General features: G+C 71.5%; 17 protein-coding genes. 9 read left to right on the top strand and 8 right to left on the bottom strand.

Annotation, left to right across the window (positions count from 1 at the left end; genetic code table 11):
• The first annotated feature begins 18 nt into the window (after window positions 1-18).
• Window positions 19-1818: an ELWxxDGT repeat protein gene (locus ACYVKX_RS07960; protein ID WP_460830419.1), complete on the top strand. Its 1800-nt coding sequence runs from the start codon at window positions 19-21 to the stop codon at window positions 1816-1818.
• Window positions 1815-2855: a TIGR03032 family protein gene (locus tag ACYVKX_RS07955; RefSeq protein ID WP_460830416.1), complete on the top strand. Its 1041-nt coding sequence runs from the start codon at window positions 1815-1817 to the stop codon at window positions 2853-2855. The genes ACYVKX_RS07960 and ACYVKX_RS07955 overlap by 4 nt, the downstream gene beginning before the upstream one ends.
• 64 nt (window positions 2856-2919) lie before the next feature.
• Here the strand turns inward: ACYVKX_RS07955 and ACYVKX_RS07950 are convergent, their stop codons facing one another.
• The 3 genes from ACYVKX_RS07950 to ACYVKX_RS07940 are packed head-to-tail and all read right to left on the bottom strand — an operon-like array spanning window position 2920 to window position 6413.
• Window positions 2920-3663, bottom strand: a complete 744-nt coding sequence (locus ACYVKX_RS07950) for a succinate dehydrogenase/fumarate reductase iron-sulfur subunit (RefSeq protein WP_460830414.1) — start codon at window positions 3661-3663, stop codon at window positions 2920-2922.
• On the bottom strand, window positions 3660-5693 hold the full coding sequence (locus ACYVKX_RS07945; protein WP_460830977.1) for a fumarate reductase/succinate dehydrogenase flavoprotein subunit: 2034 nt from the start codon (window positions 5691-5693) through the stop codon (window positions 3660-3662). The genes ACYVKX_RS07950 and ACYVKX_RS07945 overlap by 4 nt, the downstream gene beginning before the upstream one ends.
• Before the next feature lie 18 nt (window positions 5694-5711).
• A complete protein-coding gene (locus ACYVKX_RS07940; RefSeq protein WP_460830411.1) occupies window positions 5712-6413 on the bottom strand; it encodes a succinate dehydrogenase cytochrome b subunit in 702 nt (233 codons plus the stop codon).
• Window positions 6414-6673: 260 nt separating this feature from the next.
• On the opposite strand from ACYVKX_RS07940, the gene ACYVKX_RS07935 reads away from it, so the two are divergent.
• From ACYVKX_RS07935 to scpA, 5 genes are all read left to right on the top strand, one after another.
• Complete coding sequence (locus tag ACYVKX_RS07935) at window positions 6674-7447, top strand: hypothetical protein (protein ID WP_460830409.1); 774 nt, start codon at window positions 6674-6676, stop codon at window positions 7445-7447.
• Entirely contained in the window at window positions 7447-9345 is a 1899-nt protein-coding gene (locus tag ACYVKX_RS07930) for a fumarate reductase/succinate dehydrogenase flavoprotein subunit (RefSeq protein WP_460830407.1), read from the top strand. Before ACYVKX_RS07935 ends, ACYVKX_RS07930 begins: the two co-directional genes overlap by 1 nt.
• A gap of 1 nt (window position 9346) precedes the next feature.
• The gene (locus tag ACYVKX_RS07925) at window positions 9347-10123 is read left to right on the top strand and encodes a succinate dehydrogenase/fumarate reductase iron-sulfur subunit (protein ID WP_460830405.1); all 777 of its coding nucleotides are present in this window, start codon (window positions 9347-9349) and stop codon (window positions 10121-10123) included.
• Between the two features lie 538 nt (window positions 10124-10661).
• Entirely contained in the window at window positions 10662-12332 is a 1671-nt protein-coding gene (locus ACYVKX_RS07920) for a methylmalonyl-CoA mutase family protein (RefSeq protein WP_460830403.1), read from the top strand.
• Window positions 12329-14428: a methylmalonyl-CoA mutase gene (scpA, locus tag ACYVKX_RS07915; protein ID WP_460830401.1), complete on the top strand. Its 2100-nt coding sequence runs from the start codon at window positions 12329-12331 to the stop codon at window positions 14426-14428. Before ACYVKX_RS07920 ends, scpA begins: the two co-directional genes overlap by 4 nt.
• Here scpA and ACYVKX_RS07910 read toward each other — a convergent pair.
• Window positions 14421-15746 carry a permease prefix domain 1-containing protein gene (locus ACYVKX_RS07910; RefSeq protein ID WP_460830398.1) on the bottom strand — a complete coding sequence of 442 codons (1326 nt, stop codon included), beginning with the start codon at window positions 15744-15746 and terminating at the stop codon, window positions 14421-14423. The genes scpA and ACYVKX_RS07910 overlap by 8 nt on opposite strands.
• Entirely contained in the window at window positions 15743-16105 is a 363-nt protein-coding gene (locus tag ACYVKX_RS07905) for a PadR family transcriptional regulator (protein WP_460830395.1), read from the bottom strand. The genes ACYVKX_RS07910 and ACYVKX_RS07905 overlap by 4 nt, the downstream gene beginning before the upstream one ends.
• Before the next feature lie 56 nt (window positions 16106-16161).
• Here ACYVKX_RS07905 and meaB point away from each other — a divergent pair, with 56 nt between their 5' ends.
• Both meaB and ACYVKX_RS07895 read left to right on the top strand, forming a co-directional pair.
• The gene (gene meaB / locus ACYVKX_RS07900; RefSeq protein ID WP_460830391.1) at window positions 16162-17172 is read left to right on the top strand and encodes a methylmalonyl Co-A mutase-associated GTPase MeaB; all 1011 of its coding nucleotides are present in this window, start codon (window positions 16162-16164) and stop codon (window positions 17170-17172) included.
• Between the two features lie 61 nt (window positions 17173-17233).
• Window positions 17234-18412, top strand: a complete 1179-nt coding sequence (locus ACYVKX_RS07895; RefSeq protein ID WP_460830388.1) for an amidohydrolase — start codon at window positions 17234-17236, stop codon at window positions 18410-18412.
• A 53-nt stretch (window positions 18413-18465) separates the two neighbouring features.
• On the opposite strand, the gene ACYVKX_RS07890 is transcribed toward ACYVKX_RS07895, so the two are convergent.
• The 3 genes from ACYVKX_RS07890 to ACYVKX_RS07880 are packed head-to-tail and all read right to left on the bottom strand — an operon-like array spanning window position 18466 to window position 22504.
• The gene (locus tag ACYVKX_RS07890) at window positions 18466-19758 is read right to left on the bottom strand and encodes an ABC transporter permease (protein ID WP_460830386.1); all 1293 of its coding nucleotides are present in this window, start codon (window positions 19756-19758) and stop codon (window positions 18466-18468) included.
• Window positions 19755-20993 (bottom strand): ABC transporter permease, encoded by a 1239-nt coding sequence (locus ACYVKX_RS07885; protein WP_460830383.1) that lies wholly within the window; start codon window positions 20991-20993, stop codon window positions 19755-19757. The genes ACYVKX_RS07890 and ACYVKX_RS07885 overlap by 4 nt, the downstream gene beginning before the upstream one ends.
• Window positions 20990-22504 carry an ABC transporter ATP-binding protein gene (locus tag ACYVKX_RS07880; protein WP_460830381.1) on the bottom strand — a complete coding sequence of 505 codons (1515 nt, stop codon included), beginning with the start codon at window positions 22502-22504 and terminating at the stop codon, window positions 20990-20992. The genes ACYVKX_RS07885 and ACYVKX_RS07880 overlap by 4 nt, the downstream gene beginning before the upstream one ends.
• Window positions 22505-22508 lie beyond the last annotated feature (4 nt).

The following is a 22508-nucleotide window of genomic DNA, read 5'->3' as shown; positions in this document are numbered from 1 at the left end:
GACGGAGAGGTACCTGACATGAGTCGTCGGCGTCGTACTGCTCGAGAGAAGGTCGTTCGGCTGCGCTCGGCGCGCGCGAAGGCGCTGCGGAGGCAGGCTCGCGTGGCCGGCCGCGCCGCCACCGCCGCGACCGCGGCCGCGGTGACCCTGACCGGCCTGGGCCAGGGGCAGGCGGTGGCCGCCGGGGTGCCGGTCTGCGATCCGCAGACCTCCTCGAGCTCGCCGAAGGACTTCGAGGCGGTCGGCGACCGGGTGTTCTTCACCGCCGACGACGGCGTCAACGGCGCCGAGCTCTGGGTGTCCGACGGCACGGCCGCCGGCACGGTGATGGTCAAGGACATCGATCCCGACGGCGGCTACTACAGCGGGCCGACGTCGCTGACGGCGGTGGGGGACACGCTGTTCTTCACCGCGGACGACGGCGTCAACGGCCGCGAGCTGTGGAAGTCCGACGGCACGGCCGCCGGCACGGTGATGGTCAAGGACATCGACCCCGACGACGGCTACTACAGCGGGCCGACGTCGCTGACGGCGGTGGGGGACACGCTGTTCTTCACCGCCGACGACGGTGTCCGCGGCCGGGAGCTGTGGCGGTCCGACGGCACGGCCGCCGGGACCGTCTTGGTGAGGAACATCTCCGCCGACGACGAGTACGACGCGATCTCCTCGCTGACCGCGGTGGGGGACACGCTGTTCTTCACCGCCGACGACGGTGTCCGCGGCCGGGAGCTGTGGAGGTCCGACGGCACCAGGGCCGGCACCGTCCTGGTCAAGGACGTCAACCCGGGCGCCTACGGCATCGGCTACACCGGCCTGACGGCCGTCGGCGAGACGGTGTACTTCGCGGCCCGCGACGGCGCCCGCGGCCGGGAGCTGTGGAAGTCCGACGGCACCGCGGCCGGCACGGCCCTGGTCGCCAACATCAACCCGGGAGCCCGCGACGCGAACCCCAGCTCGCTGACCGCGGTGGGGGACACCCTCTTCTTCACCGCCGACGACGGCACCCTCGGGCCCGAGCTGTGGAAGACCGACGGCAGCGCGGCCGGGACCGTCCTGGTCAAGGACGTCAACCCCGGCGACGACGGCGACTACTACGACACCCCGTCCGCGATGATCGGCGTCGGGGGCACGCTGTTCTTCACCGCCGACGACGGTGTCAACGGTCGCGAACTGTGGACGTCCGACGGCTCCGAGGCCGGCACGGTGATGGTCAAGGACATCAACCCCGACGTCTACAACAGCGACCCCGACGCCCTGGTCGCGGTCGGCGACACCCTCTTCTTCACCGCCCGGGACGGCGTCAACGGCCGGGAGCTGTGGACGTCCGACGGCACCGGGGCGGGGACCGCCCTGGTCAAGGACATCAACCCCGGGGATGCCTACTACAGCCCCTCCCAGCTCACCGAGGTGGGCGGGACGCTGTTCTTCGCGGCCGACGACGGCACCCACGGGCTCGAACTGTGGAAGTCCGACGGGAGCGAGGCCGGTACCGCCGAGGTCGAGGACATCAACCAGGCCGCCTTCACCGTCGGCCCGCAAGGGAGGCTCGACACCCGCAAGGGCACCCTGCGGCTGCCGGTATCCGTCGAGTCGGCCGGCCGGCTGGAGGTGCGGCCGGTCGGTGGCTCGAAGCTGAGGAGGGCCAGCCGGGCCTTCGTCGAGGCGGGCCGCACGAACATCGTCCTCGCGCCGACGAAGGCCGGCCTGCGGGAGCTCCGACAGACCGGGAAGCTCCGCGTGCGTGCCCGGTTCACGTTCATCACGTGCGCCGGCGGCGTCGGCAGCGTGGTGAACGGGTACACCCTGAGGCTGCGGTGACCGATCCGGCCGAGGCGCCGGGGACGGAGGTGCGGTTCCACCACAGTGACCGGTTCCCACGGGTGCTCGAGGAGGCGGCCTGCTCGCTCCTCGTCTCGACGTACCAGGCCGGACAGGTCGTCGCCGTCGGGGTCGCCGAGGGAGGGCTGAGCCTCTCGTTCCGGCGCTTCGACCGTGCGATGGGCGTCGCGGTCGGCCCGGACCGGGTGGCCGTCGGGGGCAAGACGCAGGTGTGGACGCTGCGCGACCACTCCGAGATCGCCCCGGCGATGGCACCGGTGGGCCGGTACGACCGGTGCTGGCTGCCGCGCTCCTCGGTGGTCACCGGCCCGATCTCGTGCCACGAGCTCGCGTGGGGCACGACCGGCGCCGGTGAGCCGGACCTGTGGGTGGTCAACACGGCCTTCTCGTGCCTGGCCGGGCTGGACGAGCGCCACAGCTTCGAGCCGCGGTGGCGGCCGCCGTTCGTCTCGGCGCTGGCGGCCCAGGACCGCTGCCACCTCAACGGCCTCGCGATGCGCGCGGGCCGGCCGGCCTTCGTCAGCCTGTTCGCGCCGAGCGACGAGCCCGGCGGCTGGCGGGCGACGCGCAACGACAGCGGCACCGTCCTCGACGTCGCCTCCGGCGAGGCGGTCACCACGGGCCTGGCGATGCCGCACTCGCCACGGTGGTACGCCGGTGCGCTGTTCGTGCTGAACTCCGGCCTCGGCCGGCTGGAGCGCGTCGACCTCGCGACGGGGAGCCGGGACGTGGTCGCCACGTTCCCGGGCTACGCCCGCGGCCTCGCCCTCCACCGCGGCCTCGCCTTCGTCGGCCTCTCCCGGATCCGCGAGACCAACGTCTTCGGGGGCGCCCCGATCGCGGCGTACCACGACCAGCTCAAGTGCGGCGTCGGCGTCGTCGACCTCCGCAGCGGCACGACCGTCGCGACCCTGCAGTTCGAGAACGGCGTCGAGGAGATCTTCGACGTGCAGGTCGTGCCCGGGGCGCGCTGCCCCACCTTCGGCGAGGACGACGTCTGGGTGCTGCCGGCCTGAACGCCGAGTCGGCGCAGTCTCAGCCTCAATGAGGCTGAGACTGCGCCGACTCGGCGTCAACTCATCAGTGCCCGTGGCGCAGGGCCTGGTGCAGGTCCCAGTTGAGCCGGGAGATCACGTCGAGCGGGATCTCCTTGGGGCAGGCGGCGGTGCACTCGCCGATGTTGGTGCAGCCACCGAAGCCCTCGGCGTCGTGCTGGGCGACCATGCCGACCACGCGGCTGTCGCGCTCGGGCTGGCCCTGCGGCAGCTCGCCGAGGTGGGTGACCTTGGCGCCCATGAACAGCGAGGCCGAGCCGTTCGGGCAGGCCGCGACGCAGGCGCCGCAGCCGATGCAGGTGGCCACGTTGAACGCGCGGGTGGCGTCGTCGCGGGGGACGGGCACCGAGTGGGCCTCGGGGGCCGAGCCGGTGTTGACCGAGATGTAGCCGCCGGACTGGATGATCCGGTCGAAGGCGCCGCGGTCGACGACCAGGTCCTTGATCACCGGGAACGCGTCGGCGCGCCACGGCTCGATGACGATCTCGTCGCCGTCCTGGAAGGAGCGCATGTGCAGCTGGCAGGTCGTGGTGACCTCGGGGCCGTGGGCCTGGCCGTTGATCATCAGCCCGCACATGCCGCAGATGCCCTCGCGGCAGTCGGAGTCGAAGGCGACCGGGTCCTCGCCCCGGGCGATGAGGTCCTCGTTGAGCACGTCGAGCATCTCGAGGAAGGACATGTCCTCCGAGACCCCGTCGAGCTGGTAGCCGTGCATCGCGCCCCTGGTCTGGGAGTCCGGCTGGCGCCAGATCTTGAGCGTGACCTTCACTTGTAGGACCTCTGCTTCATCTCGATGGACGTGTAGACCAGGTCTTCCTTGTGCAGGACCGGCGTGCCCATCCCGTGCGACTCCGGGTCGCCGGCGAACTCCCACGCGGCGACGTACGCGAACTGGTCGTCGTGGCGCAGCGCCTCGCCGTCCTCGGTCTGCGACTCGGCGCGGAAGTGGCCGCCGCAGGACTCGCGCCGGTTGAGCGCGTCGATGCACATCAGCTCGCCGAGCTCGAAGAAGTCGGCGACGCGGCCGGCCTTCTCCAGAGACTGGTTGAGGCCGTCGCCGGTGCCGAGGACCTTCACGTTGCGCCAGAAGTCGTCCTTGAGCGTGCGGATCAGGTCGATCGCCTTCTTCAGGCCGTCCTCGGTCCGCTCCATGCCGCAGTACTCCCACATGATGTTGCCGAGTTCGCGGTGGTAGGAGTCGACGCTGCGGGTGCCGCTGGTGCCGAGGAAGTGGGCGACCCGGCCCTCGACCGCCCGCCTGGCCTCGACCACGGCCGGGTGGCTCTCCTCGATCTTCTCGAACGGGCCGTCCGCGAGGTAGTCGCGGATGGTGTGCGGCAGCACGAAGTAGCCGTCGGCCAGACCCTGCATCAGCGCGGACGCGCCGAGGCGGTTGGCGCCGTGGTCGGAGAAGTTCGCCTCACCGGTCACGAACAGGCCGGGGATCGTGGACTGGAGGTCGTAGTCGACCCACAGCCCGCCCATCACGTAGTGGACCGCCGGGTAGATCCGCATCGGCGTCTCGTACGGGTTCTCGCCGGTGATCCGGGCGTACATGTCGAAGAGGTTGTCGTACTTCTCCTCGATGCCGTCGCGGCCCAGGCGCGCGATGGCGGCGCCGAAGTCGAGGTACACACCACGGCGTACGCCGTCGACCTCCGGGCCGACTCCGCGGCCCTCGTCGCACACGTTCTTCGCGGCGCGCGAGGCGATGTCGCGAGGGACCAGGTTGCCGAACGACGGGTAGATCCGCTCCAGGTAGTAGTCGCGGTCCTCCTCGGGGATGTCCCGAGGGTCCTTGTCGCAGTCGGCCTTCCGCTTCGGCACCCAGATCCGGCCGTCGTTGCGCAGCGACTCCGACATCAGCGTCAGCTTCGACTGGTGCGAGCCGGTGACCGGGATGCAGGTCGGGTGGATCTGTGTGTAGCAGGGGTTGGCCAGGTAGGCGCCCTTGCGGTGTGCGCGCCACGACGCGGTGACGTTGGAGCCCATCGCGTTGGTGGAGAGGAAGAAGACGTTGCCGTAGCCGCCGGTCGCGAGCACGACCACGTCGGCGAGGTGGGTCTCGATCTCGCCGGTGACCAGGTCGCGGGCGATGATCCCGCGCGCCCTGCCGTCCACGACGATCAGCTCGAGCATCTCGTGGCGGGTGAACTGCTGCACGGTGCCGGCCGCGACCTGGCGCTCCATCGCCTGGTAGGCGCCGATGAGCAGCTGCTGGCCGGTCTGCCCGCGGGCGTAGAACGTGCGCGACACCTGGACGCCGCCGAACGAGCGGTTGTCGAGCAGGCCGCCGTACTCGCGGGCGAACGGGACGCCCTGCGCGACGCACTGGTCGATGATGTTGGCGCTGACCTCGGCCAGGCGGTAGACGTTCGACTCGCGCGAGCGGTAGTCGCCGCCCTTGACGGTGTCGTAGAAGAGGCGGTGGACGGAGTCGCCGTCCTCCTTGTAGTTCTTCGCGGCGTTGATGCCGCCCTGCGCGGCGATCGAGTGCGCCCGGCGCGGGGAGTCCTGGTAGCAGAAGGACTTCACATTGTAGCCGGCCTCGCCGAGCGTGGCGGCCGCGGAGCCGCCGGCCAGGCCGGTGCCGACGATGATGACGTCGAGCTTGCGGCGGTTGGCCGGGTTGACCAGGCGGGCCTCGAACTTGCGGGTCTGCCAGCGCTCGTCGATCGGGCCGCCCGGAGCCTTGGCGTCGGCGATCGGGTCGCCCGGCGTGTAGTAGCCGGCGGCGTCGTCGCCGTGGGCGCCCGGTGCGTCGTGCGAGGGGTCGCCGGTGAGGGTGGTGTCGGGCATGTCGGTCATCGGGGGCCCTTACTTGGTGATGACGCCGGCGAGGACGAAGATCGGGACGAGGGAGAAGCCGCCGGCGATGACGACCGCCAGGATCCAGCCGAGGGCCTTGGCGTTGCGGCGGGCGCGGGCGTTGTTCGTCAGCCCCAGCGTCTGGGCGGCGCTCCAGGTGCCGTGGTGCAGGTGCATGCCGAGCGCGAGCATCGCGACCAGGTAGATCAGCGTCATCCACCAGGTGTCGAAGGTGTCGACCAGCAGGTTGTACGGGTCGTTGGTCTCGCCGCCGGCGACGTTGACCTTGACGACGGTGAAGTTGAGCAGGTGCCAGACCAGGAACAGCAGCAGGGTCAGGCCGCCCCAGCGCATCCAGCGCGAGGAGAACGACGACGCGAGGTTCTTCTTCACCACGTACTTCTGGCTGCGCGCGGAGTTGGCCCGGCGCCACAGCGTCGCGGCGGCGTACACATGGACGACCAGGGCCACGATCAGCGCCACGCGCATGATCCAGAGGAAGCCGGAGTAGGGGAGCATCGGCTCGCCGAGCCGGCGCAGGTGCTCCGCGTAGGCGTTGTAGGCGTCGTGGCCGGAGAATGCCTTGAGGTTGCCGTACATGTGCAGGAGCACGTACAGGATGAACAGGATGCCGCTCGCGGCCATCAGGAGCTTGAGCGCGATGGTCGAGCGCGACGCCCGGGCTCCGGTCACCAAGTTCGTCGTTGCCACGAGGGGCCACGCTACCGCTCGGGATCGGCCGTCACGCCCGCGGGCGGTGTGACTTACGTCCGGTTGCGCCAGGTCCCAGGCGGTCTCGCCGGGGACGCTGTTCCCGGAAAACCGGTGTGTGCCCTTTCACATCCGGCTCGGAGTGTGCAGACTCAGCCGGACATGCGGGAGAGCACCCGACCACGGAGGTGGCGATGGCGTCGACGGACGCACGCGAGACCAGGACGGCAGCAGGACACGGTGTGAACGGGGTGAACGGGGTGAACGGGCCCACCCGGGCCCGGATCGGGGCGAAGACCCTCCGCACCGACCGATGGTGGCTCTACCCGGCGGCGACGTTCGTGGTCTTCTCCGCCTTCGTCGTCTACGCCACCATCCGGGCGTTCCAGGGCGCGTACTACTACGCCTCGCCGTACCTCTCGCCGTTCTACTCGCCCTGCCTCGGCGACTGCGTCGAGGGCGCATCGGACTTCGGCCAGCCGTTCGCGGGCTTCCCGCTCTCGGCGGCGCTGATCATCCTGGTCTTCCCGCTGGGCTTCCGGATGACCTGCTACTACTACCGCAAGGCGTACTACCGCTCGTTCTGGCTCTCGCCGCCGGCCTGCGCGGTCGCCGAGCCGCACGGCAAGTACACCGGCGAGACCCGCTTCCCGCTGATCCTCCAGAACGTCCACCGCTGGTTCTGGTACGCCGCCGTGCTGGTCGCCTGCGTGCTCACCTTCGACACCGTGCTGGCGTTCCGCAACGAGCAGCGCGAATGGGGCCACATGGGCCTCGGCACGGTGCTGATGATCGTCAACATCGTCTTCATCTGGCTCTACACGCTGTCCTGCCACTCCTGTCGCCACATCACCGGCGGCCGGCTCAGACACTTCTCGAAGCACCCGGTCCGCTACCAGATGTGGACCTTCGTCTCGAGGCTGAACGCCAACCACGGCAGGTACGCGTGGTACTCCCTGTTCTCCGTCGCGATCGTCGACCTCTACGTCTTCCTCCTCGCGACCGGCACCATCACCGACCCGAGGTTCTTCTGATGGCCTCGACGAGCTCGACCACCGGCGGGCGACACCCCATGACCGGCAACGAGATGTCCGGTGCCAGCGAGGGCGGCATGGAGCGCCATCAGTACGACGTCGTCGTGGTCGGCGCCGGCGGCGCCGGTCTGCGGGCCGCCATCGCGGCGCACGAGGCGGGCGCGCGGACCGCCGTGGTCTGCAAGTCGCTGCTCGGCAAGGCGCACACGGTGATGGCCGAGGGCGGCATCGCGGCCGCGATGGGCAACCGCTGGCCCGAGGACAACTGGGAGGTGCACTTCCGCGACACCATGCGCGGCGGGAAGATGCTCAACAACTGGCGGATGGCCCAGCTGCACGCCCAGGAGGCGCCCGAGCGGGTGCAGGAGCTCGAGGACTGGGGGGCGCTGTTCGACCGCACCGAGGACGGGCTGATCTCGCAGCGCGACTTCGGCGGCCACAAGTACGCCCGGCTCGCCCACGTCGGCGACCGCACCGGGCTGGAGATGATCCGCACCCTCCAGCAGCGCACGGTGCAGCTCGGCATCGACGTGTTCATGGAGTGCACGATCACCGAGCTGCTGGTCTCGACAGGCTCGACCACCGCGGAGCGGGCGATCTCGGGGGCCTTCGGCTACTGGCGCGAGACCGGCCGGTTCGTCACCTTCGACGCCCCGACCGTGATCCTCGCGACCGGCGGCATCGGCAAGTCCTTCAAGGTCACGTCGAACTCGTGGGAGTACACCGGCGACGGCCACGCGCTCGCGCTCCGCGCGGGGGCGGCGCTCATCAACATGGAGTTCGTGCAGTTCCACCCCACCGGCATGGTCTGGCCGCCGTCGGTGAAGGGGCTGCTGGTCACGGAGTCGGTCCGCGGCGACGGCGGCATCCTCCGCAACTCCGACGGCAAGCGGTTCATGTTCGACTACATCCCGGAGTTCTTCAAGGCGGAGACGGCCGACACCGAGGAGGAGGCCGACCGCTGGTACGAGGACAAGTTGAACAACCGGCGGCCACCCGAGCTGCTGCCCCGGGACGAGGTCGCCCGCGCGATCAACTCCGAGATCAAGGCCGGGCGCGGGTCACCGCACGGCGGCGTCTTCCTCGACATCGCGTCCCGGCGGACGCCGGAGTTCATCCGCAAGCGGCTGCCGTCGATGTACCACCAGTTCAAGGAGCTGGCCGACGTCGACATCACCGCGGAGCCGATGGAGATCGGCCCGACCTGCCACTACGTGATGGGCGGCGTCGAGGTCGACGCGGACACCCAGGAGAGCGCGGTCACCGGGCTGTACGCCGTGGGCGAGTGCTCCGGCGGCATGCACGGCTCCAACCGGCTCGGCGGCAACTCGCTCGGCGACCTGCTGGTGTTCGGCAAGCGCGCGGGCGAGGCGGCATCGGCGTACGTAAGGCAGCTACGGGGTTCCGGCGGCAACGTTGTGGTTGCGGAGGCAGATATCCGCAAGGCCGCAGACAGCGCGCTGGCGCCGTTCGCGGTGGAGGGAGGGGAGAACCCCTACACGATCCAGCAGGACCTCCAGCAGTCGATGAACGACCTGGTCGGCATCATCCGCACCGGGGCCGAGCTGGAGCAGTCGCTGCGCGAGATCGAGCGGTTCAAGGAGCGGGCGAAGACGATGGCCGTGGAGGGGCACCGGCAGTACAACCCGGGCTGGCACCTCGCCATCGACCTGCGCAACATGCTGATCGTCTCCGAGGCGATCGCGAAGGCGGCGCTGGCGCGCGAGGAGTCGCGCGGCGGCCACACCCGCGACGACTACCCGGCCACCGACCACGAGGTGTGGGGCACCAAGAACCTCGTGGTCACCCTGAACGCCGGCGGCACCGGCGTGGACCTGTCCGAGAAGCCGCTCCCGGTGATGCCGGACGAGCTCACGAAGTACTTCGAGGAGAAGTGACATGGGCTACGACCTGAAGATGCGCGTCTGGCGCGGCGACACCGACGGCGGCTCGCTGGCGGACTACACGGTGGAGGTGTCCGAGGGCGAGGTGGTCCTCGACGCGCTGCACCGGCTCCAGGCCACCCAGGCCGGCGACCTCGCGATCCGCTGGAACTGCAAGGCCGGCAAGTGCGGCTCCTGCTCGGCGGAGATCAACGGCCGGCCCAAGCTGATGTGCATGACCCGGCTCTCCGACTTCGACCCGGCCGAGACCATCACGGTCACGCCGATGCGGACCTTCCCGGTCGTCCGCGACCTGGTCACCGACGTCTCGTACAACTACGAGTTGGCCAAGGAGCTGCCGTACGCCGAGCTCGGCCCGCGCGACGCCGACGGCAAGCGCCGGATGGCGCAGATCGACGTCGAGCGCGGGCAGGAGTTCCGCAAGTGCATCGAGTGCTTCCTGTGCCAGAACACCTGCCACGTCGTACGCGACCACGAGGACAACAAGCCCGCCTTCGCCGGCCCCCGCTTCTTCCTCCGGTACGCCGAGCTGGACATGCACCCGCTCGACACCCACGACCGGCGGGCCCTCGCGCAGGGCGCGGCCGGGCTCGGGATGTGCAACATCACCAAGTGCTGCACCGAGGTGTGCCCCGAGGGCATCAAGATCACCGACAACGCCATCATCCCGATGAAGGAGCGGGTCGTGGACCGCAAGTACGACCCGCTCGTGTGGCTCGGCAGCAAGATCGGGCTGCGGAACCGGGACAACGACGGGCGGACCGAGGTCTGAGCCGGGCGCCGGGTTTCGGCCGTCAGCAGCCGAAACCCGCGGACTCGGTCGGCTGCTAGGGAGCCGAGTCGGTCTCCGCAGTCGTCTCCCGCGCGCCTCCGGCTGATCCCGTCGTCCCGTCCGGGGGCTCACCTTCACGCGGAGGAGGGTACGTCGTGTCAGCTCATCAGCCCCACCAGGACGCGCGAGGCGGCGTACGCCGCCACCCCCGCTCCCGCCGCGACCACCGCGGTGACCAGCACCAGGGTCAGCACTGCCTTCAGGCACCTCATGGGCCCGAGCCCCCTTTCGATTCGCTCCTGCCGGTACGACGCGGGAGCGGGCGGCGGGGTTGTCGACGGTCGGGCATCGTGAGGTTGCAGCTTCATCACGGGATGCCGGCGAACCGGCACTTCCCACGGTGGGCACTTCGTGGGAAGTGCGGGTTCACCCACGGACCATGGTGAAGCGGCGGCAGCGGCAGCGGCCGAGCGAGCGCGAGGGTCGAAAAGGTCACAGTGCGTGGCACCGGCCCGGACGGGCTCCTATCGTTCGCTCCATGACCGAACCAGGGACCGTCGAGGGCGGGCTGGACGAGCCGCAGGAGCTGGAGCCGGCGCAGGGCTCGCTCGACCTGGCGTCCCCCGAGGACCGGTGGACCGTCGCCGACTGGGAGCGCGAGGCGGCCGCCGTCCTGGGCAAGAGCAGGCGGCTGAGCGACGAGGACCCCGACGCGAAGGTCTGGGACAAGCTGACCCGCACCACCCTGGACGGCATCGCCGTCACCCCGCTCGGCACGGCCGCGCTCCTCGAGGGGCTCGACACGAGCGGCCGGCCCACGCGCCAGGGCGCCTGGGACATCCGCGCCCGCGTCGACGCCCGCGACGCGAGGCTCGCCCAGGAGGAGTCGCTGGTCGACCTCGACGGCGGCGTCACCAGCCTCTGGCTCGCGGGCGATGCCGACTACCCGGTCGTGCTGAAGGACGTGCTCCTCGACCTCGCCCCGGTCGTGCTCGACGGCGGCGACCCGCGGGCGTTCCTGGAGTACGCCGAGGGTCGCGACCTCCACCCGGACACCAACCTCGGCATCCCGGCCGCCGACGCCGCCGCCGGGGTCGCGCGCCAGGCACAGGAGCGCGGCGTCCGCGCGTTCGTCGTCGACGCGACCGCCGTCCACGATCGCGGCGCCAGCGACGCGCAGGAGCTGGGCTGGTCGATGGCCGCCGGTGCGGCGTACCTCCGCCGGCTCACCGAGGGCGAGCTCTCCGTCGCCGAGGCCGCGGCGCTGGTCGAGTTCCGCTACGCCGCCACCGACGAGCAGTTCGCGACGATCGCCAAGCTGCGCGCGGCGCGCCGGCTCTGGGCGCGCGTGCTGGAGATGTCGGGGGTCTCGACAGGCTCGACCAACGGGACGCAGATGCGGCTGCACGCGGTCACCAGCCGGCCGATGATGAGCAGGTACGACCCGTGGGTGAACATGCTCCGCACCACGGTCGCGGCGTTCGCCGCCGGCGTCGGGGGAGCGGACAGCGTGACCGTGCTGCCGTTCGACGGTCCGCTCGGCCGCCCGGACGCGTTCGGGCGCCGGATCGCGCGCAACACCAGCCACCTGCTCATCGACGAGTCCCACGTCGCCCGCGTCGCCGACCCGGCGGGCGGGGCGTACGCCGTCGAGAGGCTGACCGACGACCTCGCCGGCGCCGCCTGGACGATCCTCGGCCGCCTCGACGACGGCGCGAGTCTGGACGAGGAGATCGCCCGGGTCGTGGAGAAGCGTGAACGCGAGATCGCCACCCGCAAGCGCCCGATCACCGGGCTGACCGAGTTCCCGAACCTCGGCGAGGCGCTGCCGGAGCGCGCCGGCGAGCCCGACCCGGTCCGCCGCTACGGCGCGAGCTTCGAGGCGCTGCGCGACGAGCCCGCCGTCGCCCCCGTCCACCTGGCCACGCTCGGGCCGGTCGCCCAGCACACCGCGCGGGCGACGTTCGCCACCAACCTGCTGGCCGCCGGTGGCATCGCCGTCACGCAGGACGCGGGGCGCGTCGTCTGTGTCGCCGGCACCGATGCCGCGTACGACGAGCAGGGCGCCGACGTCGCCGCCGAACTGCGCAGCAACGGCGCCGAGTGGGTGATCGTCGCCGGCAAGCCGCGGGATTGGGCCGACGACTCCTGCGCGCTGGGCGTCGACGCCCTCGACTTCCTGACCCGGACCCGGGAGAAGCTGGCATGACCATCCCGACGAGCTTCAGTGGCGAGCCCTGGCTCTCGCCGGAAGGCATCGAGATCAAGCCGGTGTACGGCCCCGAGGACCTCGCGGGCCTGGACGCGCTCGACACCTTGCCGGGCCTGAGCCCGTTCCTGCGCGGGCCCTACCCCACGATGTACACGACCCAGCCGTGGACGATCCGGCAGTACGCCGGCTTCTCGACCGCCGAGGAGTCCAACGCCTTCTACCGCCGCAACCTCGCGGCCGGGCAGAAGGGCCTGAGCGTCGCGTTCGACCTGGCCACCCACCGCGGCTACGACTCCGACCACCCGCGGGTGCGCGGCGACGTCGGCATGGCCGGCGTGGCGATCGACTCGATCTACGACGCGCGCACGCTCTTCGACGGCATCCCGCTCGACGAGATGTCGGTGTCGATGACCATGAACGGCGCCGTACTCCCCGTGATGGCGCTCTACATCGCCGCGGCCGAGGAGCAGGGGGTGCAGCCGGAACGGCTCGCGGGGACCATCCAGAACGACATCCTCAAGGAGTTCATGGTCCGCAACACCTACATCTACCCGCCCGGGCCGAGCATGCGGATCATCGGCGACATCTTCCGGTACACCGCCGAGCGGATGCCGCGCTTCAACTCGATCTCGATCTCCGGCTACCACATCCAGGAGGCCGGGGCGACCGCCGACCTGGAGCTCGCCTACACGCTTGCTGACGGCGTCGAGTACCTCCGAGCCGGCCTCGACGCGGGTCTCGACATCGACCGGTTCGCGCCGCGGCTGTCCTTCTTCTGGGCGATCGGCATGAACTTCTTCATGGAGATCGCCAAGATGCGCGCGGCGCGTGCGCTCTGGGCGCGACTGGTGCGCGAGTTCGACCCCAAGAACCCGAAGTCGTTGAGCCTGCGCACGCACTCGCAGACCTCCGGCTGGTCGCTCACCGCCCAGGACGTCTTCAACAACGTCCAGCGCACCTGCATCGAGGCGATGGCCGCCACCCAGGGCCACACCCAGTCGCTGCACACCAACGCGCTGGACGAGGCGATCGCGCTGCCGACCGACTTCTCGGCCCGGATCGCGCGCAACACCCAGCTGCTGCTGCAGCAGGAGAGCGGTACGACGGGCACGATCGACCCGTGGGCCGGCAGCTACTACGTCGAGCGGCTGACCCACGACCTCGCCGAGCGCGCGTGGGCGCACATCCTCGAGGCCGAGCGGGCCGGCGGCATGGCCGCCGCGATCGAGCAGGGCATCCCGAAGATGCGCATCGAGGAGGCAGCCGCCCGCACCCAGGCCCGGATCGACTCCGGCGCGCAGAAGGTGATCGGCGTCAACACCTTCCGGCTCGCCGCCGAGGACAAGTTGGAGGTGCTCAAGGTCGACAACGACGACGTCTACCGCCAGCAGCTCGCCAAGCTGGAGCGGCTCCGCGCCGAGCGGGACGACCAGGACGTGCGACGTACCCTCGAAGCGCTGACGAACGCCGCGGACGGCCGCTCCGGGAATCTCCTGGGGCTGGCCGTCGACGCGGCCCGGGCGAAGGCGACCGTCGGGGAGATCTCCGAGGCGCTGGAGAAGGTCTACGGGCGCCACCAGGCGGTGATCCGTACGATCAGCGGGGTGTTCAGGGAGACCTCCGACGAGGCGGGCGGCACGCTCGTGCGTCAGGTGCTCGACGCGACCGCGGAGTTCGAGGAGGCCGAGGGCCGCCGCCCGCGGATCCTGGTCGCCAAGATGGGCCAGGACGGCCACGACCGCGGCCAGAAGGTCGTGGTGAGCGCGTTCGCCGACATGGGCTTCGACGTCGACGTGGGCCCGCTCTTCTCCACGCCCGAGGAGGTCGCCCAGCAGGCGGTCGACGCGGACGTGCACATCGTCGGCGTCTCCTCGCTCGCGGCCGGCCACCTGACGCTGCTGCCCGCGCTGCGGAAGGCGCTGGAGGAGCAGGGCCGACCGGACATCATGGTCGTCATCGGCGGCGTGATCCCGCCCGACGACGTGCCCACGCTGACCGAGATGGGCGCGGCCGCGGTGTTCCTGCCCGGCACGGTGATCGCCGAGTCCGCGCTCGACCTCCTGGCCCGGCTGCGGGAGCAGCTGGCTAGCTGAACCCGAACACCGGCGGCACCACGACGGCGACGGCGACCGCCCAGAGCGCGTAGACGGGCAGGTACGACGTCTGCCACCGCTCGAGCACGACGAGTCCGCGCCGGTGGCCGAGGAAGCCCCAGGTGAGCCGGGCCGACCAGACGAGGTTGACCAGCAGGACCAGGTTGAGGCCGAGCGCGGTGACCTTGTTCGCCGACCAGCCCCACTCGGCGACCCGGCCGACCATGGCGATCGCGACCAGGGCGTCGACCAGCAGGGCCAGCACGATCAGGCCGAGTTGGAGCGCGTCGAACCACCCGGGCGGCTCGCCGCGGTCGCGGGCCGAGAGCGCGTAGAGGACCAGTCCGACGACCAGCACCAGGATCAGGTCCATCACCAGGAGCAGCTCCCGGTCGACGCGGAGGACACCCGGACTGGCGACGAACGCGCCCGCGACGGCGACCAGCATCACGACGGTCAGCGGCGTGAAGACCTTGGTCAGCACCGGCGCGATGTTCTCGATCACGCTCTGCTTGGCCTCGACCAGCCACGCGGCGATCAGGACCGCGCCCGCGGCGCCGCACGGCAGCACGGTCTGGACGACGACCTCGTCGATGTCGATGCCCGCGGCTGTGAACGCGCCCGCGCTGAGCCCCACGAGCACGCCGCCGCCCAGGGCGAGCAGGGCGTAGTAGACGGTGATCTCGCCGGTGAACCGGATGAAGTCCATCCGTCGGCGATCCGAGCGCCAGCGGCCTGCGACGTACGCGGTCCCGACGCCGAGCAGCCACAGCGCGACGGCGGAGTGCGCGGCGGCGAGCGGCCCGGTGGTCCCATCCACGTCGAACGGATAGAGGTTGAGCAGCAGCGCCGCTCCGGCGTACGACGTGGCCGCCGCCGCGATCGCCACGGGGGAGAGCCGCCGCTTCCAGGCGAAGTAGGCGGTGAGGAACGGCAGCACGAGCAGCGCGGCGTTCAGGGCGGCCCGCTCGGGGCTGAGGAGCGCGATGGCGAGGCGGACGACGAGCGCCGCGCCGACCGCGAGACCGATCGCGACCCCGAGGTCGGGGTTGGGCCGAGGGGTGGCCGCGGCGCTGGTGACGAGCTGCTTCCAGAGCCGCTCGGTGTGCTCCTGGGCGAACTCCCGGGAGACCGCGTCGAGGCTGCCGATCCGCTTGACCGCGACGAGGAACGCCTCGTCGTCGTCCAGTCCGACCGCCACCAGGTCGTCGACCTGCTCGCGCAGGTGCGCCTCCATCTCGTCCACGTCGTGCGCCGAGATCGCCCGGTGGCGCTCGACGTGGCCGCGCCATCGCCCGATCTGCTGGTCGAGCGTCATCGCGCACCCCCGAGGACGACGGACGGCGCCCGGCCGCCGCGCCAGAGCCGATCGAGGGTCTCGTTGACCACGGTCCACTGGCGCTGGTGCTCGCCGAGGGCGGCGCGGCCGGCACCGGTGATCGTGTAGTGCTTGCGTCGCCGGCCCTGCTCGGAGACCCGCCAGGCGGCGCTGACGTAGCCGAGCCGCTCCAGCCGGTGGAGGAGCGGGTAGAGCATGCCGTCGGTCCACGCGAGCCGACCCTGCGACAGCTCGTGGACGCGCTTGCCGATGGCGTAGCCGTAGGACTCGCCCTCGACCAGGATGCCGAGCACGAGCGGGGTGGCGGACGCCGCCACCAGGTCCTTGTCGATGCGCATGGTGCTCCCTCTCGATACCTAGAAGTACGAGGTAAGCATACCTAGCAGACCTAGGGATGGAGGGGTCACGCCCTAGACTCGCGCCCGTGGCGGACGTGAGCGCGCTCCTCGACGGCATCCGGAAGGGCCGCCGGGCCGCCGTCTCGCAGGCGATCACGCTCGTCGAGTCGACCAGCCCGCGGCACCGCGCCCAGGCGCGCGAGCTGCTGACCGAGCTGGGCGCCGGGGACTCCGTGCGGGTCGGCATCTCCGGCGTGCCGGGCGTCGGCAAGTCCACGTTCATCGAGGCGCTCGGCACCCGGCTCACGGCGTCCGGGCACCGGGTCGGGGTGCTCGCCGTCGACCCGTCCAGCGTGCGCACCGGCGGGTCCGTGCTCGGCGACAAGACCCGGATGGCACGGCTGGCCACCGACCCGCACGCGTTCGTCCGCCCCTCGCCGAGCGCCGGCACCCTCGGGGGAGTCGCCCGCGCGACGGTCCAGGCGATGGCGGTGCTCGAGGCGGCGGCGTACGACGTCGTGCTGGTCGAGACCGTCGGCGTCGGCCAGTCCGAGGTGACCGTCGCCGGGATGGTCGACACGTTCCTCTTCCTCACCCTCGCCCGCACCGGCGACCAGCTCCAGGGCATCAAGAAGGGCATCCTCGAGATCGCCGACGTGATCGCGGTGAACAAGGCCGACGGCGTCGGATCCGGGGGAGACCGGCGGCAGGAGGCCCGCGCGGCCGCCCGCGACCTGGCCGGCGCGCTGCGGCTGGTCCGCGGACGCGAGGAGTGGGCGCCGCCGGTGGTGACCTGCTCGGGACTCGAGGACGTCGGCGTGGACGACGTCTGGGACCGGGTGCTCGCGCACCGCGACCACCTCGGCACCGACGGGCTGGCGTCCAAGCGGGCCCGCCAGCAGCTCGACTTCGCCTGGGCGCTGGTGCGCGACGAGCTGGACCAGCGGCTCCGGCGCTCGGCCGGGGTGAAGGCGATCCGCGCCGAGGTGCGCGCCGCCGTGCTCTCCGGCGAGCTGCCGGCCACCGTCGCCGCCGACCGGATCCTCGCGGCGTACGACGCCGACTGACCCCTCGTCGTCGGCACGGCCGCGGCCCGCGGGTCCCGCGTCGTGAACTAATCTCGGGGGGATGCCCGAGCCAGATCTGGTCGACGCCGCCGTCGACGAGCACGAGGCGGAGCTCCTCGAGCTGCGCCGCGACCTGCACGCCCACCCCGAGCTGTCGTGGCACGAGGTCCGCACCACCGCCCTGGTGGCCGCGCGGGTACGCCGGGCCGGCTGGCGGGTCGCCGAGCTGCCGCGCACCGGGCTGATCGCCGAGATCGGCCCCGAGGAGGGGCCGGTCGTCGCGCTCCGGGCCGACCTCGACGCGCTGCCGGTCACCGACCTCACCGGCGACCCCTGGGCGAGCACCGTCGACGGCGTCACCCACGCCTGCGGGCACGACGTGCACACCGCCGCACTCGTGGGCGCGGCGATCGCGCTCGGCCGGGCGCACGAGGCCGGGCTGCTGCCCGGACGGGTCCGGCTGCTCTTCCAGCCGGCCGAGGAGGTGATGCCCGGGGGAGCGCTCTCGCTCATCGAGCTCGGGGCGCTCGAGGACGTCGAGCGGGTCTTCGGCCTGCACTGCGACCCGAGCCTGGACGTCGGCCGGGTCGGCCTCCGCGAGGGCCCGATCACCGGCGCCGCGGACCACCTCGAGGTCACGCTCACCGGCTCCGGCGGCCACACCTCGCGCCCGCACCTGACCGAGGACCTCACCTACGCGCTCGGCAAGGTCGTCACCGAGCTGCCCGCGATCCTCTCCCGCCGGCTCGACCCGCGCGCGGGCGTCAGCGTCGTGTGGGGCATCGTCCGCACCGGCTCGGCCCACAACGTGATCCCGGCGACCGGGACGGTCGGCGGCACCGTCCGGATGCTCGACGCGATCGCCTGGTCCGAGGCCGAGAAGCTGGTGCCGGTGCTGGTGGAGCAGATCGTGGCGCCGTACGGCGTGCACGCGCAGGTCGACTACCAGCGCGGTGTCCCGCCCGTGGTCAACGACGTCGAGTCGATCGTCCGGCTCGGGCACGCGGTCGAGCGGGTGCTCGGCGTCGCGGGCCATGTGCCGACCCAGCAGAGCCTCGGCGGCGAGGACTTCGGCTGGTACCTCGACCGGGTCCCCGGCGCGATGGGCCGGCTCGGCACGCGCGCACCGGGCGGTCCGACGTACGACCTGCACCAGGGCAACCTGCGCGTCGACGAGCGCGCCGTGGCCATCGGCGCGAAGGTGCTCGCGTGCGCAGCGCAGAACGGGTCGTGTGCCTGAGCACGCGCCATGGCGCGTGCTCAGGCACACGACCCGACAGCGAGTGAGCCCAGCTACCCCTTGCGGTAGGGGATGCCGTCGGCCGCCGGCGGTCGCGACCTCCCGACCAGCCCGGCGACGGCGAAGATCGTGACGACGTAGGGCAGCATCAGCATGAACTGGCTGGGCACCGGCGAGCCGATGACCGACAGCACGCCCTGCAGGTTCGACGCGAAGCCGAACAGCAGCGCCGCGAGCGTCGCGCGGATCGGGTCCCACTTGCCGAAGATGACCGCGGCGAGCGCGATGTAGCCGGCGCCGCCGGTCATCTCGCGGTTGAACTGCGTCACCGACACCAGCGTGTAGAACGCACCGCCCATCCCCGCGATCGCGCCGGCGAGCAGGATGGTGCGGTAGCGGGTCGCGTTGACCCTGATGCCGACCGTGTCGGCGGCCTTGGGGTGCTCGCCGACCGCGCGGACCCGTAGCCCCCACTTGGTGCGGTAGAGCGCCCAGGTCACCAGGGCCACGGTGACGTAGAGGAGGTAGACGATCGCGGTCTGCCGGAAGAAGATCGGGCCGATCAGCGGGATGTCGCCGAGCACCGGGATCGGCAGCGCGCGGAAGCGCGGGGGAGAGTTCAGCCTCGCCGCGTTGGGGGCGAGGACCTGGGTGAACATGAAGCTGGTCAGGCCGATCACCAGCACGTTGAGCACGACGCCGACGATCACCTGGTCGACGAAGTAGTTGATCGCGAAGAGCCCCAGCAGCAGGGCCACGAGCATGCCGGCCACCATCGAGGCGCCGACGCCGGCCCAGGTGCTGCCGGCGACCGACGCGACGACCGCGGCGGCGAACGCCCCGGCCAGGAGCTGGCCGTCGATCGCGATGTTGACCACGCCGGCGCGCTCGCCGAGGACGCCGCCGAGCGCGCCGAAGACGAGCGGTACGGCGAGCGCCAGCGACCCGGCGAGCAGGCCGACCACCGGGATCGTGGCGCCGGAGGCCGCCCAGGTCAGGAAGCCGACCATCCACAGCACCGCGAACCCGACGACCAGCCACAGGGGCGAGTTGCGCCCGCGCAGGTACCGGCGGACGGACCACGCGGTGCACAGCCCGCAGAGGACCACCAGCAGCCACGCGGTCGCGGCCGAGGGGACCGTGATCTCCGGGATCTCGACGAGGTCGGTGCGCGCCGCGAGGCGGAACGTCGTGTCGCCCGACTCGCCGGCGAGGAGCACGACGAGGAGCAGGCCGAGCGTGAGGACCCCGAGCATGACCGGGGCCTTGCGGTCGACCACCGCGGTCACCCCGGCCAGCGGGGTCTCGTGGATCGGGATGCTGGCCTCGCCGGTCTGGCTGCTCACTTCGCCTCCTTGGCGGGAAGTCGGAAGATCGCCCGGATCAGCGGCGGGGCCGCGATGAACAGCACGATCAGCGACTGCACCACGAGCACGATGTCGACGGGGATGTTCTGCGAGGCCTGCATCGCGAAGCCGCCGGCCTTGAACGCGCCGAAGAGCAGGCCCGCGGCCAGGATGCCGAGCGGGCGGGACCGGCCGAGGAGCGCGACGGTGATCGCGTCGAAGCCGATGCCGGCGTCGAGGTCGACGGTGATACCGCTGGTGACGGTGCCGAGGACCTGGTTGGCGCCGGCCAGGCCGACCAGCGCGCCCGCGATCAGCATGACCACGACGTAGGTCCGGCCGGCGTCGATGCCCGCCGCCCGCGCAGCCGAGGGGTTGATGCCCACGGCGCGGATCCGGAAGCCGAGCGAGGAGCGCTCCAGCAGCCACCACGTGAACGCCACCGCAACGAGCGCCAGCAGGAAGCCGAGGTGGAGGTTGAACTGGTCGCCGAAGAGCCTCGGCATCGTCGCGGAGTCCTTCATCGGCAGCGACTTGGGGTTGAACGAGTCCGGGGCCTGCAACAGGCTCTGCCGCGACAGCGCGAAGAACACCAGGTACAGGCCGACGTAGTTGAGCATGATCGTCACGATCACCTCGTGCGCCCCGGTGCGCGCCTTGAGGACGCCGGCGATGCCGGCCCACAGGGCGCCGGCGGCCATGCCGACGGCGACCGCGAGGGTCAGGTGCAGCACCCACGGCAGCTCGAACTGGTAGCCGACCCAGCCCGCGGCGGCGCCGGCGAGCAGCATCTGCCCCCGGCCGCCGATGTTGAACAGGCCGGCGCGGAACGCGAGGCCGACGCCGAGGCCGGCCGCGATCAGCGGCGCCGCGAACGTGCCGGTCTCGGTGAGCGGCCGGATCGCCACCTCGAAGGTGTCGGCGCGGGTGTTGTAGACCGCCCCGCGGAACAGCGCGGTGTAGGCGCCCCAGATCGCGTCCCAGAGCGCCTGGAGGAAGTCGCTGGGCCGGGCGAAGACATAGCCCGCGGTGCTGCGGACCTCCTCGTCGGTGAACGCGATCAGGACCGAGCCGAGCGCGATCGCGAGCAGCACGGAGAGCACGGCCACCAGCGCGCCGCTCGACGTGATCTCGCGCAGCACGCCGTGCCAGCGACTCGGCTCCTGCCGCTCCCCCTCGGGCTCGCCCGACGGACGCTCCTCGGTCCCCACCCTGCGCTCGCTGCGCGCGCTCATGCGGTCATCCCCTCCGGGCGCTCACCGGTCATCATCAGGCCGAGCACCTCGCGGGGGGTGTCGGCGGGCACGATGCCGACGACCCGGCCGCGGTAGAGGACCATGATCCGGTCGGCCAGCGCCACGACCTCGTCCAGCTCGGTCGAGACGACCAGCACCGGTACGCCGGCGTCGCGCCCGGCGACGATCTGCTTGTGGATGAACTCGATGGAGCCGACGTCGACGCCGCGCGTCGGCTGGGCGGCCACCAGGAGCTTGAGGTCCCGGGAGAGCTCGCGCGCCACGACCACCTTCTGCTGGTTGCCGCCCGACAGCTGCCCGGCCAGCGTCGTGATGCCGGGCGCGCGGATGTCGTACTCCTCGAGCTTCTCCTGCGCGAAGGTCGCGAGCCTCTCCAGCTGCAGCGACCCGCGCCGGACGAACGGCTCGCCGTGGCTGCGGTTGAGCATCAGGTTCTCGGCGATCGTGAAGTCGCCGACCAGGCCCTCGGCCTGGCGGTCCTCGGGGATGAACCCCACCCCGGCCGCGAGGATGTGGCGCACCGAACGGCCGACGAGCTCCTCGCCGTCCAGCCTGATCGAGCCACGGACGTGGTCCTGGAGGCCGAGGATCGCCTCGGTGAGCTCGGTCTGCCCGTTGCCCTGGACGCCGGCGACGGCCAGGACCTCGCCGGACCGGATCGTGAAGCTGACGCGGTCGACGTGCACGCGCCCGAGGTCGTCGACCACGCGCAGGTCCTCGACCACGAAGGCGTCCTCGCCGAGCCTCGGCGGGTCCTTGTGCACGGTCAGCTCGACCGGGCGGCCGACCATGAGGGCCGCGAGCTCGGCGTTGCTCGCCGTCGGACTGGCCTCCCCGACGACCCTGCCGAGGCGGATGACCGTGATCTTGTCCGCGACCGCGCGGACCTCGCGGAGCTTGTGGGTGATGAAGACGATCGCCTTCCCGGCCGCCCGCAGCTGACGCATGATCTCCATCAGCTCGTCGGTCTCCTGCGGCGTCAGGACGGCGGTGGGCTCGTCGAGGACGAGCACCTGCGCGTCGCGCGAGAGGGCCTTGATGATCTCGACCCGCTGCTGGACGCCGACCGGCAGGTCCTCGACCACGGCGTCGGGGTTCACGTCGAAGCCGAACCGGGCGGAGATCTCGCGCACGCGCTCGCGCGCGGCGTCGAGGTCGAGCGCGCCGGCGAAGCCGGTCGCCTCGTTGCCGAGCATGACGTTCTCGGCGACGGTGAAGACGGGGATCAGCATGAAGTGCTGGTGCACCATGCCGATGCCGGCCGCGATGGCGTCGCCGGGTCCGGAGAAGCTCCGCACCGTGCCGTCGAGCTCGATCTCGCCCTCGTCGGCGCGGTAGAGGCCGTAGAGCACGTTCATCAGCGTCGACTTGCCGGCGCCGTTCTCCCCGAGCAGGCCGTGGATCTCGCCGGGCTCGACGGTCAGCGAGATCCGGTCGTTCGCGACGAAGGTCCCGAAGCGCTTGGTGATGTCTCGCAGGACGAGCTTCATGTCA

The sequence above is a fragment of the Nocardioides hungaricus genome (assembly GCF_054782915.1).
Note: the sequence above shows the minus strand (reverse complement) of the source record. Positions and strands in the feature narration are given on the sequence as shown.